Raw genomic sequence first — 15975 nt, forward strand, 5'->3', positions numbered from 1 at the left:
CTCACGCCGCCCCCGGATAGCGCGTCAGCAAATCCGTCCCCGGCAGATAGGGCTCCCCCCGAAAATTCACCGCATTGCCGAACCGGCCGACGCACGTCGCCAACCGCCGGTCGCACCCCTCGGTCAGCAGCGCCAGCGCGCCCGCCTCCACCGCAAAGGGCGGCGGATCGGCCAGGCCGACATCCTCGGCGCCATTGTCGATCACCCCCTGCACTATCCCGCCATTGGCCCCGGTCAGCCAGCGCAGCGTCCCGAAGGCGTAGGCCCCCGGCTCCAGCCCGGCCACGCTCGCCACCGCATCCTCCACCGCGCCGACGGCCACCACGCGCCGCCGCCCGGCCAGATCGACCCGGCACTGCCTGTCCCCCAGCGCAGCCCGGCAGTCCGGCGAAGTGGACGGCGCGACAGAAGCCTTCAGCGCCGCCATCGCGCCCACCAGCTCTGCTGAAAAAGCCCCCGCCTTGCGCGTCACGGCCCCGATCTCCCCCCGCGCCAGCAGCAGCCACAGATCGCCCGGCGCCTCCCACTCGGTCAGCCGCAACTCCAGCCCGGCCCCGTCCCAGCGCCCCGCTATCAGGTCCGCCTCGCTGATCGCATCCGCCACCAGCGCGCCTTCGACATCGCTGTCCGCGCCCTCCACCCCGATGCCGCTGCGCACGGCGGAAGGCGTCATCCCCGGCGCCGCGCGATAGAGCAGATGGCCGATCTCCAGATCGCGATCATGGCTCGTCAGCCCGATCGTCACCCCGTCCCGCCGCTCGATCCGCCAGCAAAAGGCCAGCGTCGCCAGCGGCTTCTCCAACGCTTCCAGCCCGCTCATTCCCTGATCTCCACCAATGGCACCGACGGCGCCTCGCCCGCCGCGAAGGTCGCCCGGTTGATGTCCAGCCGGTCCTCGGCAAAGCGCACCGGCACGTCGAAGCGGAAACCGGCCGTCAGCACCGCTCCCTCGGCGGGCGCGACATCGAAGGCGATCATGCCCAGCCCGGCATGGCTCCAGCCGCCCACCATCTCCACGCCGTCCACGGCCACCCGGATGGTCCCCGCCACCGGCCGCGTGATCCGCCGCGCCTGCGCCTCCTCGCCCGCGCCGTAGAAGCGCTGCAAGGGAAACTCCGCCCGCACCCCGTCGCCCAGCCCCAGCCGCTGGTCCAGCGGCCCCGGCGCCTCCCCCATGCCGCAACTGCGGTCATCGAAGGGATCGCTGAACCGGAACCCCCGCGCCGCGCCCCGCCGCGCCCGGAAGAAGGCGATCAGCGCCGCCATGTCCGCCTCCGACCGCACGCCCGGCCCGGCATCGAAGGACAGGCGCGCATTCGCCCAGTCGCTGCTGCGCCGCTCATGCCCCGAAACGCTCTCCACGACCTGCGTCGAAAAGGCCGGCGCGACACTCGCCTCCCGTCCGACGCCCAAAGGAAAGGACACATCGTCAAAGGCTTGCACATCTTCCTCCCCATTCAATCTGAAGCAGGTGAAGCCGTCCCGCGCCACCTGCGGCAGCGCCCAGATGAAGGTCGCGGCCGTCCCCCGCCGCACCGCCGCATCCGCCGCCGCCGCGATCTCCCGCCATTGCGCGGCATCCTCCCCGCGCAGCACGAAGCCCGAAAGATAATGCTGCGCCTCGACCGGATAGCCGAGCCGCTCCACCGCCAGTTCGACGCCCCGCGCCGTCAGCCGCTCGCGTCCCTGCGTCACCCAGTCATAATCTTCCAGTTGCAGCACATCGAAGGCGGGCGACGCCCATCCCAACGGCATGTTCGCCCGCTTGGCTTCCGGCGCCAGCGGATCGAGCACCGTGGGCAGATAGGCGAGCAGATGCGTCACCGCCCCCGGCGCCACCCCCTTCACCCAGGCGCAGAGCGCCGCCGTCGATGCCGCCAGCACTTCGCCCGCCCGGTTCAGCAACGCCTTCTGCCCGGCGCTCAGCGTCCCCCGCACATCCGGGATCGACACCAGCGCCGTCCCGAACGCCGCCCGCGCCGCATCGTCATACAGGCAGATGCGCCCGTCGGCAGGCATCACCCACCACCAGGGCTCGCCCACCTGAAATCCGATCTCCAGTCCAGCCGCCAACCCGATGAAAACAAAGGCCCCTGCCACCAGCCGCAAATAGCTCATCGCCCCGTCATGCGCAGGGGAAAGCAGGGTGGAGGGCGGCGACCAGCCCGTCAGCGCGGGAGAACCATCCTCCGCCCGCTGCTTCCAGTCGTTCCAGCAGTGCTCGTCGAACAATTCATAGGAAAGCGACCAGATCACCCCCAGCCCCAGCGCCTTCGCCCGCCGCGCGAAATCGGCATGCCAGGCGGCGCAGGGCGCGTTCAGCACCCCGCCGGCCAGGCTGATGTAAAATCCGCCGCCCAGCGGTTCCAGCCGGAAATAATGGCTCATCCCGACATAATGGTTGATGTCCCCGCGATAGCCCAGCGCATGGATCGACGCGACGATCCGCTCCGGCGTCTGGTTGAAGCAGTCGTCATAGCCGGTCGCCATCGACAGCCCATGTTCGGGCAGCACCGCATCGCCCACGCGCAGCACCGACCCGGCCCCGTCGCAGCCCATGTCGGAAAGCTCGCACCACCCCTCGACCCCGCCGGCAAAGGCGGCGCTCCCCGCATCGTAACCGGGCGCGGCGAGGGAGATGAACATCCGGTCCACATCGCCTGCCCAGACCTCTTCCCCTTCGCTCAACAGGAATCCGCTCCTGATCGCGGAAAAATCCAGTGTGATCACAGCATCTTCCGGCCCGCCGCTCGCATAGTTCCACAAGCGCACATACCAGGCCCGCGCATGCCCCGCCGCGTCCCTCCCCTCGATGGTCAGCGTCGGCCCATGCGTCTGGTCCAGCCGCCGCAGCCCTCCGCTCCGCCAGCGGAAGCGCAGCACGCAATCGCGAAAATCCCGATCCGTCTCATAGGCCAGCAGGGCATGGCTCCACTTGTCCTCCGCCTCCCAGATCAGCCCCGCCAGATCCCCGGACCCGTAAAAGACGGCATCCACCCGAAGCGCGTCCGGCGCGGTGGTGACGACACTCGCCATCATCGGCCGGGGAAAATTGACGGTCCAGTGCGTCGGCGCGAACCGCTTCATGAACCGCGCCTCCTGCCCCCGCCGCGCATCGGCCAGCCAGTAAGCCAGTCTGCTCATCCGCTTATCGCCCCCCTGACCGCCCGGGCCACCTGCCGCGCGCTGCGCGCCAGCAATCGGGCGCTATCCGCCCCCTGCCCCTGCACCGCGATGCTCACCCGCACATCCCGCGCGCCACCACCGCCATGGGGAACAACCTGCCCGCTCGCGGTGGGCACAAAGACCTCGGGCCCCCGCTCTCCCACGACATAGGCCCGCCCCGGCGCCACCGGCCCGCCGGTTGCCCGCCCCGGCAAGCCCAAGGCGGACGCCGCCAGCCCGATCAGCCCGCCATCGCCGCCGATGCCGTTCATCCCGGCCCGCAAGGCGCTGGCCGCAATGTCGTCCAGCACCCGCAGCGCAATGGCCTTCAGCTCCTCGAAACCGAACCGCCCGGTCCGCACTGCCCGCAACAACCCCTGCTCGATCCGCCGCCCGGCCCGCTCCGCTCCCGTCGCAAGAGGCCCTTCCAGCTCCCCCCGCATCGCCTCGACATCCCGCGCAAAACCCTGCCTGTCCGCCCGCACCCGCACGACCAGATTGTCGATCTCCTCGTCCATCCCTCTCACCTCGCAACCGAAAAGAAAAAGCCCCTCCCTTCAGGGAGGGGTTTGGGGGAGGGGAAAGCCCCACATTCCAACCTCAATCCGGCATCCCAGCCCGCAACCTCTCCAACTCCCCGCGATCCATCCCCACGCGCGCCTCGTCCTCATCCCCATGAGCCGCCCGCAACACGCTCTCCAGTTCCGCGGGCGTCGACCGCCAGAACTCCTCCGGCCGCCACCCCAGCAACCACCCCGCGACCCCTGCCAGCCGCGCCGCCGCTTTGAAAAAGCTCATCGTCCCCCCAAAATCTGCCCGAGTATCCCGCGCAGAACCGGCGTCAGCTTCGCCAGCCCCGCCGCCACGATCGCCTCGCCCAAAGCCTCTCGCGTCAATCCCGCCGGCGGCTCCGCCAGGCAATGCCAGAACAGCCCGGCCATCTCGCCCAGCGACAGCTTCCCGTCCGCCGCCCGCTCCACCAGCGCGAACAACGGTCCCAATTCCTCCTCAGCCGCCACCAAAGCCGCGAAACTGGGCCGCAGCACAAGGCGCTCCCCACCCAGTTCCAGCGCAGCCTCCCCCCGGGCACCGTTAGCCGGGGCGCCATTGCCCCCGCTCACAGCGACACCACCGGCCCGGAACTTTCCAGGCTCAGCGCATAGTTGCGCTCGCCATTATAATCCCCGGCATAGTCCAGCCGCGTCACCAGAAAGCGCCCGCGCATCTTCTCGCCGCTTTCGAAGCTCAGCTCATAATCCTCGATGGTCCCGGCCAGCGCATGGTTGCGCAGCCGCACCTCCGCCGCCGATCCGGTGAATATGCCCGCCGCCGACACGCTGACGGATCGCACGCCCGCACCCGACAGCAGCTCGCGCCAGCCGCCCGATCCCTTGTGCGTGACGTTCACCGCCTCGCCGTTGACGGACAGTTGCGTGGTCCGCATCCCGGCCACGGTCGCATAGGCCGCAGGCGCCCCGCCATCGCCTATTTTCAACAGAAACGCGCTTCCTTTTTCCACGCCCATGGCGCATTCTCCTCTACGATAAACCGTGCAAGATTCGGGATTTGGAGAGAGGCCCCCTATGTTCGTCACCGCCCCCCTGATGCTGTTGCTGGCCGCCGCTCCGCAGGGCGGCGTCGATGTCGGCACTGGCCGCAAGGACTATTCGCAGTGCCTGTCGAAACAGATTCAGCCCGCCATCGACAAGAAACTGTCGCTCGGCGATTTCCAGTCCGCGCTGAAGAGCGAATGCGGCGCCAAGGAAGCCGCCTTCCGCGCCGCCATCGTCGCCGACGACAAGTCGAGCGGCATGTCGGACAAGGACGCGCAATCGGACGCCGACGACCAGATCAGCGAATATCGGGACAAGATCGTCGGAGAATATGAAGACTATTCGAAGCCGGGCAGCTAAGCCCGCACCACCCGCACCCGATAATCCACCAGGGCCTGCCACCCGTCCCGCGCCGCCGTCCGCGCCACGCGGGACCGCACCAGCCCCGCGCCAACGACCCGCCAGCCCTCCACCGGCCCCATCGCCCGCATCGCCGCATCCACGCGCTCCAGCAGGCCGCCCAGCCGCGCAGGCGCTTCCCCCACGTCGAACAGGCTGACCGCCACGGTCAGTTCCCACCCCTCCACATCCTTCGCGCCCCAATCCAGCGCGATGCAGTCCCCCACCACCCCATAGGGCGCGCTGGCCCGTCCCGGCGCGCCGTCGAACAGCCCGTTCACCCCCGCCATCAAGACGGCATCCCCACGCAGGGCCGCAACCACGGCTCCACGCACCGCCACCTCCGCGCTCATCGCCGCCCCTTTCCCGAATGCCGCACCGCTTCCCGCAGCGCCAGATCGCCCATCCACCGCGCCTTGAGCCCGCGCCCGGACAGCCGCACCGCCTCACCCTCGACCTGCGCCTCCACGCCGGTCGCCGCCAGAGCCGCGGCAATCCCCCGCCGCCGCGCCTCCATCCGCGCCTCGACCAGCGCGCCCAGCCATCCCCTCATGCCCACCGCCCCCTCATGCTCATGCCAGCCGCATCCGCCGCCATGGCCGCCACAGCGCGCTCACCACGGCGGGCGGCGTCGCCACGTCCCCGCCCCGCGCCGCGAAATGCTCCGCCGCCAGCCGCACGATCCCCTGCCGGATCGCTTCGGGCAGCGCATCCTCATCGACCGCCAGCCCCGCGCGATAGCGCACCACGACCTCCCCCGGCCCATCGACCGGCCGCGCCCGCACCCAGCCATCGCCGGAAGCATCGATGTCGATCGCATGGGCCTCCGGCGCCAGCGCCACGCCGGCCGCCTCCACCCCCTCGATCGCCACCACCGGCCGCGCCGTCAGCCTCTGCCAGCTCCCGTCCGCGACGACCGTCTCCGACGCCTCCCGCACCACCAGCCACTGCCCGATAAACTGCTCGCAAAGCCCCGAAGCGCTTCCCAAAAGCCGCTCCAGCACGCCATCCTCATCATCCGACCCGATCCGCAACCAGGCCTTGAGATCCGCCAACATGGCCCCTCCCACCAAAAAAGGGGACGCCCCGCAGGACGCCCCCAGTCTTTCCTTCTCCCCTTGTGGGAGAAGGATGCGCAGCCTTAGCGGCAAGGCCGCTTAGGCGAAGTTGGATGAGGGGTGATCAGGAAGCCGCGAACTTCATCAGCTTGATCGCCTCCGAATTGGCCACGGCCCCGCCGATCCGCTTCACCGCATAGAAATGCACGAACGGCTTGTTGCTGAACGGATCGCGCAGGATGCTGGTCTCGCTGCGTTCGGAAATCACATAGCCCGCCTGGAAATTGCCGAACGCGATCGACAGCGAACCCGCCGCAATGTCCGGCATGTCCTCGGCCTCGACCACCGGATAGCCCAGCAGCGTCGCCGGCTGCCCCGCGCTCAGCGAAGGCTGCCAGATGAACGCCCCGTCGCTGGTCTTCATCTTGCGGATGACCGACAGCGTGGCCGAATTCATCACGAAGCAGGCCCCCTGGCGATAGGGCGCGCGCAACGCCTGCACCAGGTCGATCAGCCTGTCCTGCCCCGAAGCGGCAAAGGCCCCCGAAGCCCCCGACGCCACATATTGCAGCGACCCGAAGGCGCGCACGCTGTCCGCCTCATTGGTCGTCGTATAGGTCAGGAAGCCCTTGGGCTTGTTCGTCCCATTGCCGTTGACGAAGGCCGCGCCCTCCGCCGCCGCGAACTCGCGGGCGATCTCCCCGGCCAGCCAGCCCTCGACGTCGAACTGCGCATCGTCCAGCATCGCCTGGCTCGCCGCCGGATTGGCGTAGAGCTCGCCCGAAGGCGGCACGATCTCGTTGAAGCTCGGCGTCGCCGTCTCCGCCCGCGCGCCCGTTTCGCTGGCCCAGCCGGACACGATGCCGCCCGACGTCACCAGCTTGCGATAGCCCGCCGTACCCGTCCGCACGACATTGGCGATCGACCGGATGGGCGAAATCGCCTTCAGCGTCGCGCCGATGATCTGGTCGATCTCCCGCGGCACCGCATAGCCGCCCGCCGCGCCCGAAGCGCCGGAAAAGCTCTTGAGCTCGACCCCGGCCTCCAGCCCCTGCCGCACATAGCGCTCGACGAAGGCGGCCCGATGCGGATCGACCGCCCCGCCCTTCACGCCATCCAGCGCGGGCCTCTGCTGAACCAGCAGCGCCCCCCTCAACGCCGCGACCTCACTTTCCAGCCCGGCAATACGCTCACCCTGCGCCATCACGTCAAAGCTCGCTTCCAATTGATCCGTCATCCACCACTCCCACGAAAAAGGGCGGCCCACCGGACCGCCCGAACAGCTCCTTCTCCCCTTGTGGGAGAAGGATACGAAGCCTTGGCGGCAAAGCCGCCCAGGCGAAGTTGGATGAGGGGTAAGGCCCCCTATTCCACCGCAATCACCCGAGCCAGATCCTGCATCGGATGCGTGACGACGCTCACCTCCACCACCTCCAGCTCCAGCAATTCCCGGGGCGAAACCCCTCTCGCCTCCCGCACCCGATAGCCAAAGGACAACCCGTCCACCGCCTTCTCCCGAAGCGCGCGACCCGCCTCCCGCCCCGCCGCCGTCCGCCCGGAAACCCGCCCGATCACGCGCAGGCCCCGCGCATCCTCCTCGACCTTCTCGACCGTCCCGATCACCTCGCCGGGCCGATGCTGCCACAGCAGCGGCACCCCCGCCGCCACCCCGGCAAAGGCCCCCGCCCGCACCACATCGCCGCCCCGGTCCACCCGGTCGAACACCGCCGCATAGCCGGCGAACCGCACGTCACTCATGCGCCAGCCCCAACAGACCCAGCTTCACCGCCATCCCCAGCAGCATCAGCGCGGTGACGATCCGCACGACCCAGGCGACGACCGCGCCCCGCGCCGCCTTCTTCGCGTCGCGCCAGCCGCCCAGCAGTTCGCGCAGCTCCCGCACATCCGCCTCCGCCCCGCGATCCGCCAGCCCCAGCCGCTCCAGCGCCCGCCCCGCGCCCAGTTCGCTCGCCTCCTCGACCAGCGCGCGGATCATCAGCATGTCCGCCCCCGCCGGCTGCGCCTCGGCCTGCGCCACCAGCCGCGCCAGCATCTCCCCATCATATTTCATCACCTGCCTCCGCGCCCGTCGCCTCACCCCATGCCCAGCATCGCCTTCTTCTCCTCCGCCGACAGGAAGTCCGCGGCCGCCACCCGGTCCCACAGCGCGCTCCTCTCCTCGAACAGCGCGGGCACCGCATCCAGGTCGGCGCCCAGACACAGCGCCGGCCACCAGCCCTGCAGACCCTGCGCCAACCCACCCCAGATCTTCGCCAGCAGCGGCAGGATCGTCTGCCGCCACAACGCCCGATTGGCCTCGCGATAATTGGCGTAGCTATTGTCCCCCGGCAGCCCCATCAGCATCGGCGGCACGCCGAAGGCGAGCGCGATCTCCCGCGCCGCCGCCGCCTTCAGCCCCACGAAATCCATCTCGGCGGGCGTCAGGCTCATCGCCTTCCAGTCCAGCCCGCCCTCCAGCAGCATCGGCCGCCCGGCATTGGCCGCGCCGGAAAAGGCGACCTCCATCTCCCGCTTGACCCGCTCGAACTGCTCGGGGCTCATCACCGACCCGTCGCCCGGATCGTAGACCATCGCGCCCGAAGGCCGCGCCGCATTGTCCAGCAGCGCCTTGTTCCACACCGTCGCCGCATTGTGGATCGCCACCGCCCCGGCGGCCGCCCCGACGCAGCCCAGCCCATAATGATCGTCCAGCGGATGCAGCGCCTTCAGGTGCACGATCCCGGTCCTTCCGGCGCCATCCTCGGGCGACAGCCGCGTCACGCTTTCCCCGACGCGATAGAGATAGGCCGCCGGCCATCCCCGCGCATCCGCCTCCACGCTCACCCGCTCGGGCCGCAGCGCATACAGCTCGCCCGGCATCCCGTCCGCCCCCAGGATGATCTGCACATAGGCATTGCCATGCAGCAGCAGATGGCCGGCCACCGTCTCCACCAGCGACTGTCCGGACGAACAGCGCGCCACCAGCGCCTTCACCCGCGCCCGAACCTCCTCCGCGACGCCCCCGACGACCAGCGCGGTCCCGCCAGCCCCCTCCGACACCAGCCGCAGCGCCCTCTGCGCCACCGGATTGCCGATCACCCCGGCCCGCACCTGCTGCTCATAGCTGGCCGGCCACTCGCCCAGCGCGACCCCGCCCGATCCCCAGGCACGCGCCAACACCGGCCGCGCCCCGCCGCGCGCCGCCTTCACCCCGAACAATTTCATGGACCCACCCACCGACAAAAAATCCTCCCCCCGGGAACGGAGGGAGGATCGTGAAGGTCTGCGGCGCTCAGCCGCCTACCGAAAACCGGACGGGTCTGCCCCGTCCCCGAACTCTCAGGGATTGCGGGCCAAAACCCGATCGCAGGCGGAATTGGTCCCCTCGCTCTTCCCGATCACGCGCCCCGCCACGGCGCCCGCCGCGCCGGCCAGCAGGGATTCGCCCAGACTGCCGCCGGCCAGCGCGCCGACGCCGGCCCCGCCCGCCGCACCGATCACCGTGCCCTTGTCCCGCCCCTTCTTCGCCTGGAGCAGGCAATAGCGCACATCATCCCGATCGCGCGGCGCGGCCCGCGCCACCCGCGCCCGCTCCTTGCCGTTCAGCGAAGCCGCCAGCACCGGCGAACCCACCAGAGCCAGCCCCGCCGCAGCCATCGTCCATCCGGCCAGTTTCATGACCAATCTCCTTGCAAATCAGACGAAAGGACTACGCAAACACCAGGTCATTGTTCCCCCATTACGAACAGGCCCTCCATTACGAACAGGCCCCCATTACGAACCGGCAATGTCCGTCGATCATGACCATAGCGCTCCTGCGAAGGCAGGACCGCGCAGGATCAGGCATCCCCCCAAATCCCCCGCACCCGCGCATCCCCGCGCCGCCCCAGCATCAACTCGGTCAACCCCCACACCAGGGCGTCGGCCCGATCCGGCGACCGCCCCGGCCCCTCATAGCCGCCGCCCAGCATCATCCCGCACATCTGGTCCTCCAGCGCGGGAAAGCCGCCCCGATGCGCCACCCGCCCGGCCTCATAAAGGGCCGCCACCGGCTCGGCCCGCGCCACCTTCCCCCGGCTCGCATGCACCAGCCGCACGGGCAGCCCGGCCTCGGCGGCGCGCAGCACGCTCTCGACCATCGCCCCGCCATTATTCGCCTCGGCCACCACCCGGTCCGCGCCATGCACCAGCGCCGCCGCCGCCACCGCCCGCGCCCAGCCCTCCGGCGTCGCGCCCTCCACCGTCGCATCGGCAATCACATAGGCGCGCCGATCCGCCCCCAGCCCGACGACCACGATCCCGCAGGCGTCGCCATGCGCGGAGGCGGGCGGATCGACCGCCACCACCACCCGCGCCAGCCCGCCGCGTACATGCGCCACCCGGCACCGCTCCAGCAGATCGCGGGTCCACAGCGCGCCCTCGACTTCCTCGATCAGCTCGCCCTCCAGCTCCTGCCGCCCCAGCCGCGTCCCGCCATAGCTCCGCTCCATCGCCGCCAGGAACCCTTCCGCGAGATGCGCGACATTGTCCGCCGTCCGCCCCCGCGTCACCACCACGTCGCCGCCGTTGCGCGCCACCAGCCCCCGCACCAGGGCGACGGGCCGCGGCGTCGTCGTCGCCAGCACGCGCGGCGCGCCGCCCAGCCGCATCCCCATCATCAGATTGTCCCACACCGCCTCGCCGCCCGCCCATTTGGCGATCTCGTCGGCCCAGCCATGGCTGAACTGCGGCCCGCGCAGCCCCTCCGCCTCCGCCGCGCCGTAAAGCGTGGCGATCGCGCCATTGGGCCAGACCAGCTTGCGCAGCGCCGGCGCGAAGACCGGCCGGTTCCACCAGGGCGCGATGGACAACAGGCCCGACGCCCCCTCCACCATCACCGCCCGCGCCTCGCCCAGCGTCGCGCCGACCAGCGCGATGCGCGCCGCCGGATCGCTCTCCGCGACCGAGCGCACCCACTCCGCCCCGGCCCGCGTCTTGCCGAACCCGCGCCCCGCCATCATCAGCCAGATGCGCCAGTCCCCTTCGGGCGCCAGTTGCTCCGGCCGCGCCAGCCAGCGCCAGTCATGCGCCAGCGCATCGGCCGCCGCCGCGCCCAGCCCGGCCAGCACCCGCTCGCGCGCCGCCTCCGGCAGATGCGCCAGCCGTTCGAAATCCGAAAGGGCCATGCGCCCGCCTCCATTCATCGATTTTCCACGGCGGCCGATTTGGCCGATCAGCCCCACATCCCTATATGCCCGCCATGAGTTCCATCCGCCCCGCCCGCGCCGCCGACGGCGCCTGCCTGCTCGACATCTGGCGCAAGGCCGTCGACGCGACCCATGATTTCCTGACGCCGGCAGACCGCACCGCGATAGAGGCGGAGGTCGCCGCCTTCCTCCCCCACGCGCCCGCCTGGCTCGCCACCGACCCGGACGACCACGCCATCGGCTTCATGCTGATCGACGGCACGCATATGGAGGCGCTGTTCATCGACCCCGCATGGCGCGGCCAGGGGGTCGGGCGCCGCCTGATCGACCACGCCCTGTCGCTCCACCCCACGCTCACCACGGACGTCAACGAACAGAATGCGCAGGCGATCGGCTTCTACGAAGCCATGCGCTTCGCCCGCACCGGCCGCTCCGACCAGGACGGCCAGGGCCGTCCCTACCCCCTGATCCACCTCCGCTACGCCCCCTGACGAGATAGCTGAAACGACCAGTTTTTGCCGTCTAAGATGAAATCTTTTGTCTCAAAAGCGGTCATCGCTTTCCTGATAGCAAGCGCCTATTAAAGATTCCGGGCTACATGAATTTGGTTCCTGCCAGCCTCCTTGGCGGCGTAGAGGGCTTCGTCAGCGGCTTTCATTGCAGCACGCGGGTCCGGATAATCGAATATGTCGGCGATGCCGGCGGAAAAGGTGACCCGCCCGACGGGCTGGTCTGTCTTCCGGTTGATCAGGCGCCGGTCGGCCATGCTTTCCCGCACATCGTCAAGCTGATTCTTCACTTCGGAGACTGGCAGTCCTCGGAAGAGCATGACGAATTCCTCGCCACCATGGCGCGCGACATGGCACTTGTCGTCACTGATCCTGGCGAGTGTCTCCGCTATCAACCGGATAACGCGGTCGCCGGTGTCGTGGCCGTGCGTGTCATTGACGCGCTTGAAATGATCGATGTCGCAAAATGCGACGGCCAGCGGTTCCATCGCGCCGCGCGCTTCGCGATATTCGCGTTCCAACACGGCTTCAAAGGCACGCCTGTTAGGGAGGCCGGTCAGATGATCGACCTCCGCCTCCCGCTTGGCCTTTTCCAGGCTCCGGCGCAATGATTCCGCTTCCTCCTCGCTGCGGTGCATATCGCTTTCGAGTTGCCGGGTCCGCTCCAACATGGCGGTAGCCATTTTCGTGAAGTGCGAAATGATCTGCCCCGTTTCCGAACTGGCGGCGAGTTCGGCGACATGGCCCTCCAGCTCGACGGAATATTCCGAGGTGGCGCTGCGCGCCGCATTGGTATTTCTGGAGAATATTTCGATGCTGTTCTCCATCTGGCCGATCAGCAACTCGACGCCGTTGTGCTGCTTGTCGGATTGATCGATCCCTGCCACTTCATCCAGCCACTCCTGCGTGATCTCAAGGCCAGCCGCATGGCGCTTTGCAATTTTGCGGGCCAGGACTGGATTGCCTCCGGAGAATATTCCATGCGTGGTGACGAGATTGGTCGATGTCACGTCAAGGCGATGACTGACCAGGAAAGTCGCAATTTCATCGAGCAGGTGCCGCCGCACCGCCTGGATCAAGTCGCCGCTTCCCTTGGCATATTGTTGCTCTGCCGGTTCACGAACGCCGCGCCGACCGAGCCAGCCCAGAAATCTGTTCGATGCATTGTCAAAGTCGCTCATATATCCCGCCCCCACGAGAAGATTTAATTGCCGATTTTCAGCGCTGCTGCCTGCGATATTGTTTCGGCGTCGTGCCCGCAAACTGTTGAAACACACGACGAAATGCGCCGGCGCTCGCGAAGCCGACCGCCTGTGCAATGGATTCGACCGATTGATCCGGAACGGCGCGCAGCATCTCTTGCGCGCGGCGAACGCGCCAGTCGCTGACGAAACGATATGGTCCGACGCCCGTCGTCGCCTTGAACGCGCGGGAGAAGTGAGAGCGACTGAGATCGACCACGTCTGCAAGCTCATCAAGGCCGATGGCGCGATGCTGATTGGCGAAGATAAAATCCTGAATGCGTGCAAGTTGCGCCTTGCTCAAGGGCGCGGCCTCCCGTGACGGCCGCATTCCCAGCAATTCGATTGTCGCGCTCAGGCAAAGAGCTTCGGCGTAGAGGGGGTCATCGTCACCACGTACGGCCAGGTCGCGCAGCTTGATCATCGTCGATGCCAGGCCGGCATTGCGAACATATGCAAAAGGTGCCGCATTGGCGCAGGCATATCGTTCTCCCAATTCTTCGGAAACGATATCGGGTTCGAAATAGAGAGCCGTGTAGCTGTTTTCTCCGCGAGCAGGCTTTGCCCACCCCTCAATGGCGCATCCTTCGGGCGCGAAGGTGAGCGTGTCGCGAAGCTGCGTCTTGGCCAAGGTCGGCAAACCCTCCATCTTCAGCTCACCGTCGGTCAGCATCAGCTCATGATAGGCGAGATAGCAACTGTCGCCCTTTGCGCGGAAATCATAGCCTTCATCTGTCGTGAGGAGCACATGTTCGACCCTGAACCCGCGCCAGGCGAGCGGGGATTTTTTTGCTCCGACTTGCGAGGCGTCTTGGAACTGGAGTTCGAGCGTAGGCAGTATTTCCATGGCGGCGATATACGGCAATTTTTGCTATATGCTACAATTATTGCTGCAAATGATCGTGCTCTTTGGGACTGTCAGGAATTTCGTGTGTGGCGAGGCATAATGGGTAACAAGGAGACCCAATATGTCACGACGCAAAGAACCCTCGATACCGAACGACATTCTCGATCAGCTGCTTGCCGGCACTGACGCGGCGGCAGCGCTCAGCCAGGGCGGCCTGCTTGATTCCCTGAAGAAGGCTTTTGCCGAACGTGCGCTCAATGCGGAGATGGATCACCATCTTGGCCAGGAGGAGCAAGGGAACAACAGCCGGAACGGCTATGGCCGCAAGACAGTGACGACCGACGGAGGACGGATCGAGATCGAGGTGCCACGCGATCGGGCTGGCAGCTTCGATCCGCAGTTGATTGCCAAATACCAGCGACGCTTCCCCGGCTTCGACGACAAAATCATTTCGATGTACGCGCGCGGCATGAGCACCCGGGAGATCACCGGGCATCTGCGCGAACTGTATGGCATCGAGGCCTCGCCCGACCTGATCAGCACGATCACGGACGCGGTGTTGGAGGAGGTCACAGCCTGGCAGCAACGCCCGCTGGACCCAGCCTATCCGCTGGTTTTCTTCGATGCGATCCGGGTCAAGATCCGCGACGAAGGCATGGTCCGCAACAAGGCGATCCATATTGCCCTGGGCGTCATGGCCGACGGCACCAAGGTGGTCCTGGGGTTATGGCTGGAGCAGAATGAAGGCGCCAAGTTCTGGCTGCGCGTCATGAACGAACTGCGCAACCGCGGTGTCGAGGATATCATGCTGGCCGTCGTCGATGGCCTGAAGGGTTTTCCCGACGCCATCACCGCCGTCTTCCCCGAAGCGATGGTTCAAACATGCATCGTCCATCTGCTGCGGAACTCGATGGATTTCGTGGCATGGAAAGACCGTAAGGCGCTTGGGGCAGCTCTGAAGGCCATCTACCGCGCCGTCGATGCCGTAGCCGCCGAGGAAGCGCTGACGGCCTTCGAAGCGGGCTTCTGGGGGCAACGCTATCCGGCTATCGGCCAGAGCTGGCGCAGGGCGTGGCCCGAAGTCATCCCATTTTTCGCGTTTCCTGAAGAAGTCAGGCGGATCGTCTACACGACAAACTCGATAGAGGCCCTCAATTCAAAGCTCCGCCGCGCCGTTCGTGCGCGAGGTCATTTCCCCAACGATGAGGCCGCCACCAAGCTGCTCTATCTGATCTTGAACCGATCGGAAAAAGAGTGGAAAATGCCGCCGCGCGAGTGGAACATGGCGAAGGCTCAATTTGCCGTTCTCTTCGGCGAACGCTTCATCAGGGCCATGACGGCCTGATGGTCAACCGCCTCGCCGCACACGAAATTCCTGACAGTCCCTGCTCTTTGTCAGCTTTCGCGATGCGCGAACCAGCAGTTGCCAGTCCGCAACCACCCAAAATCCCCTACCCCCCACTCCGCTTCCGCACCTCATCCAGCGCCACCCGCAACCGCTCCACCGCATCCTCGCCATCGGGCCGCTCCACGCTCTCCAGCCGCTGCATCTCCTCCACCTCCTTCTCATGCGCCCTGAACAGCAGCGCCTGGATCATGTGCGGATGCCCCCGCCTGATCTTCCGGCTCTTGACCGCCCCTTCCCCGTCCAGCACGATCTCCTCATCCTCCGTGCCGAACAGCGCCTGCCGCAGCATCAGCGCCCGCAATTCCTCATGCCCGATGCTCAGCGCCTGCTTCCACGCCCGCGCAAATGCCGGATCGCGCCGCTTCAGATAATAGACGGTCGACAAGTTCCGCCCGACGACCCGCGCCGCCTCGCTGACGTTGCAGGTCAGCGCCAGCGTCTCCAGGAACTTCTGCCGCAGCGCCGGCGTCCAGCCATTCCGGCGGACCGCGCGCATCTGCGGCGCGACGCCCAACGCCCCCTGCGGCCCATTCTCCAGCGCCAGCACCCGCTCGGGCGCATCGGCCCGCCCGCCGAACCGGCTCCTCTTCCCTTCTCCGTCCGCCACAG

21 protein-coding genes are annotated in these 15975 nt (G+C 67.6%); 3 read left to right on the forward strand and 18 right to left on the reverse strand.

Features of this window, described 5'->3' with window-relative positions; all coding sequences use genetic code 11:
- Nucleotide 1 precedes the first annotated feature (1 nt).
- The 6 genes from EGM87_RS08655 to EGM87_RS08680 form a co-directional block, all read right to left on the reverse strand.
- A complete protein-coding gene (locus EGM87_RS08655) occupies nucleotides 2-820 on the reverse strand; it encodes a phage/gene transfer agent baseplate hub protein (protein WP_044662592.1) in 819 nt (272 codons plus the stop codon).
- Nucleotides 817-3144 (reverse strand): DUF2460 domain-containing protein, encoded by a 2328-nt coding sequence (locus EGM87_RS08660; RefSeq protein ID WP_044662593.1) that lies wholly within the window; start codon nucleotides 3142-3144, stop codon nucleotides 817-819. Before EGM87_RS08660 ends, EGM87_RS08655 begins: the two co-directional genes overlap by 4 nt.
- Nucleotides 3141-3683 carry a hypothetical protein gene (locus EGM87_RS08665; RefSeq protein WP_044662594.1) on the reverse strand — a complete coding sequence of 181 codons (543 nt, stop codon included), beginning with the start codon at nucleotides 3681-3683 and terminating at the stop codon, nucleotides 3141-3143. The genes EGM87_RS08660 and EGM87_RS08665 overlap by 4 nt, the downstream gene beginning before the upstream one ends.
- 82 nt (nucleotides 3684-3765) lie before the next feature.
- Nucleotides 3766-3963 (reverse strand): phage tail assembly chaperone, encoded by a 198-nt coding sequence (locus EGM87_RS08670; RefSeq protein ID WP_044662595.1) that lies wholly within the window; start codon nucleotides 3961-3963, stop codon nucleotides 3766-3768.
- A complete protein-coding gene (locus EGM87_RS08675; protein ID WP_229742428.1) occupies nucleotides 3960-4286 on the reverse strand; it encodes a gene transfer agent family protein in 327 nt (108 codons plus the stop codon). The genes EGM87_RS08670 and EGM87_RS08675 overlap by 4 nt, the downstream gene beginning before the upstream one ends.
- Nucleotides 4283-4690, reverse strand: coding sequence for a phage tail tube protein (locus tag EGM87_RS08680; protein ID WP_025552304.1), 408 nt, complete (start codon nucleotides 4688-4690; stop codon nucleotides 4283-4285). The genes EGM87_RS08675 and EGM87_RS08680 overlap by 4 nt, the downstream gene beginning before the upstream one ends.
- 58 nt (nucleotides 4691-4748) lie before the next feature.
- Here EGM87_RS08680 and EGM87_RS08685 point away from each other — a divergent pair, with 58 nt between their 5' ends.
- Nucleotides 4749-5078 carry a hypothetical protein gene (locus EGM87_RS08685; protein ID WP_025552306.1) on the forward strand — a complete coding sequence of 110 codons (330 nt, stop codon included), beginning with the start codon at nucleotides 4749-4751 and terminating at the stop codon, nucleotides 5076-5078.
- On the opposite strand, the gene gp17 is transcribed toward EGM87_RS08685, so the two are convergent.
- The 9 genes from gp17 to EGM87_RS08730 all read right to left on the reverse strand — a co-directional run bounded on the left by gp17 (nucleotide 5075) and on the right by EGM87_RS08730 (nucleotide 11340).
- The gene (gene gp17 / locus EGM87_RS08690; RefSeq protein WP_044662596.1) at nucleotides 5075-5470 is read right to left on the reverse strand and encodes a tail completion protein gp17; all 396 of its coding nucleotides are present in this window, start codon (nucleotides 5468-5470) and stop codon (nucleotides 5075-5077) included. The genes EGM87_RS08685 and gp17 overlap by 4 nt on opposite strands.
- Nucleotides 5467-5670 (reverse strand): hypothetical protein, encoded by a 204-nt coding sequence (locus tag EGM87_RS08695; RefSeq protein ID WP_044662597.1) that lies wholly within the window; start codon nucleotides 5668-5670, stop codon nucleotides 5467-5469. Before EGM87_RS08695 ends, gp17 begins: the two co-directional genes overlap by 4 nt.
- Nucleotides 5671-5689: 19 nt before the next feature.
- Nucleotides 5690-6175 carry a head-tail connector protein gene (locus tag EGM87_RS08700; RefSeq protein ID WP_044662598.1) on the reverse strand — a complete coding sequence of 162 codons (486 nt, stop codon included), beginning with the start codon at nucleotides 6173-6175 and terminating at the stop codon, nucleotides 5690-5692.
- Nucleotides 6176-6299: 124 nt separating this feature from the next.
- On the reverse strand, nucleotides 6300-7412 hold the full coding sequence (locus tag EGM87_RS08705; RefSeq protein ID WP_044662599.1) for a phage major capsid protein: 1113 nt from the start codon (nucleotides 7410-7412) through the stop codon (nucleotides 6300-6302).
- Between the two features lie 128 nt (nucleotides 7413-7540).
- The gene (locus EGM87_RS08710) at nucleotides 7541-7933 is read right to left on the reverse strand and encodes an HK97 family phage prohead protease (RefSeq protein ID WP_044662600.1); all 393 of its coding nucleotides are present in this window, start codon (nucleotides 7931-7933) and stop codon (nucleotides 7541-7543) included.
- Nucleotides 7926-8246, reverse strand: coding sequence for a DUF6127 family protein (locus EGM87_RS08715; protein WP_025552246.1), 321 nt, complete (start codon nucleotides 8244-8246; stop codon nucleotides 7926-7928). The genes EGM87_RS08710 and EGM87_RS08715 overlap by 8 nt, the downstream gene beginning before the upstream one ends.
- 23 nt (nucleotides 8247-8269) lie before the next feature.
- The gene (locus EGM87_RS08720; protein ID WP_044662601.1) at nucleotides 8270-9400 is read right to left on the reverse strand and encodes a phage portal protein; all 1131 of its coding nucleotides are present in this window, start codon (nucleotides 9398-9400) and stop codon (nucleotides 8270-8272) included.
- Nucleotides 9401-9514: 114 nt separating this feature from the next.
- Nucleotides 9515-9853, reverse strand: a complete 339-nt coding sequence (locus EGM87_RS08725) for a hypothetical protein (RefSeq protein ID WP_044662602.1) — start codon at nucleotides 9851-9853, stop codon at nucleotides 9515-9517.
- A 161-nt stretch (nucleotides 9854-10014) separates the two neighbouring features.
- A complete protein-coding gene (locus EGM87_RS08730) occupies nucleotides 10015-11340 on the reverse strand; it encodes a DNA-packaging protein (RefSeq protein ID WP_025552161.1) in 1326 nt (441 codons plus the stop codon).
- Between the two features lie 65 nt (nucleotides 11341-11405).
- Between EGM87_RS08730 and EGM87_RS08735 the strand changes: the two genes are divergently transcribed.
- Complete coding sequence (locus EGM87_RS08735; protein ID WP_044662603.1) at nucleotides 11406-11852, forward strand: acetyltransferase; 447 nt, start codon at nucleotides 11406-11408, stop codon at nucleotides 11850-11852.
- An 89-nt stretch (nucleotides 11853-11941) separates the two neighbouring features.
- Here the strand turns inward: EGM87_RS08735 and EGM87_RS08740 are convergent, their stop codons facing one another.
- On the reverse strand, nucleotides 11942-13051 hold the full coding sequence (locus tag EGM87_RS08740) for a GGDEF domain-containing protein (RefSeq protein WP_083199221.1): 1110 nt from the start codon (nucleotides 13049-13051) through the stop codon (nucleotides 11942-11944).
- 37 nt (nucleotides 13052-13088) lie between these two features.
- Nucleotides 13089-13976: a helix-turn-helix domain-containing protein gene (locus EGM87_RS08745; protein WP_139111520.1), complete on the reverse strand. Its 888-nt coding sequence runs from the start codon at nucleotides 13974-13976 to the stop codon at nucleotides 13089-13091.
- A 103-nt stretch (nucleotides 13977-14079) separates the two neighbouring features.
- Between EGM87_RS08745 and EGM87_RS08750 the strand changes: the two genes are divergently transcribed.
- Complete coding sequence (locus EGM87_RS08750; RefSeq protein WP_044660505.1) at nucleotides 14080-15303, forward strand: IS256 family transposase; 1224 nt, start codon at nucleotides 14080-14082, stop codon at nucleotides 15301-15303.
- Nucleotides 15304-15409: 106 nt separating this feature from the next.
- Here EGM87_RS08750 and EGM87_RS08755 read toward each other — a convergent pair whose 3' ends face one another.
- Nucleotides 15410-15973 (reverse strand): hypothetical protein, encoded by a 564-nt coding sequence (locus EGM87_RS08755; RefSeq protein ID WP_044663186.1) that lies wholly within the window; start codon nucleotides 15971-15973, stop codon nucleotides 15410-15412.
- Nucleotides 15974-15975: the final 2 nt, after the last annotated feature.

This window comes from Sphingobium sp. RSMS (genome assembly GCF_005406185.4).
Lineage (GTDB): Bacteria > Pseudomonadota > Alphaproteobacteria > Sphingomonadales > Sphingomonadaceae > Sphingobium > Sphingobium fuliginis.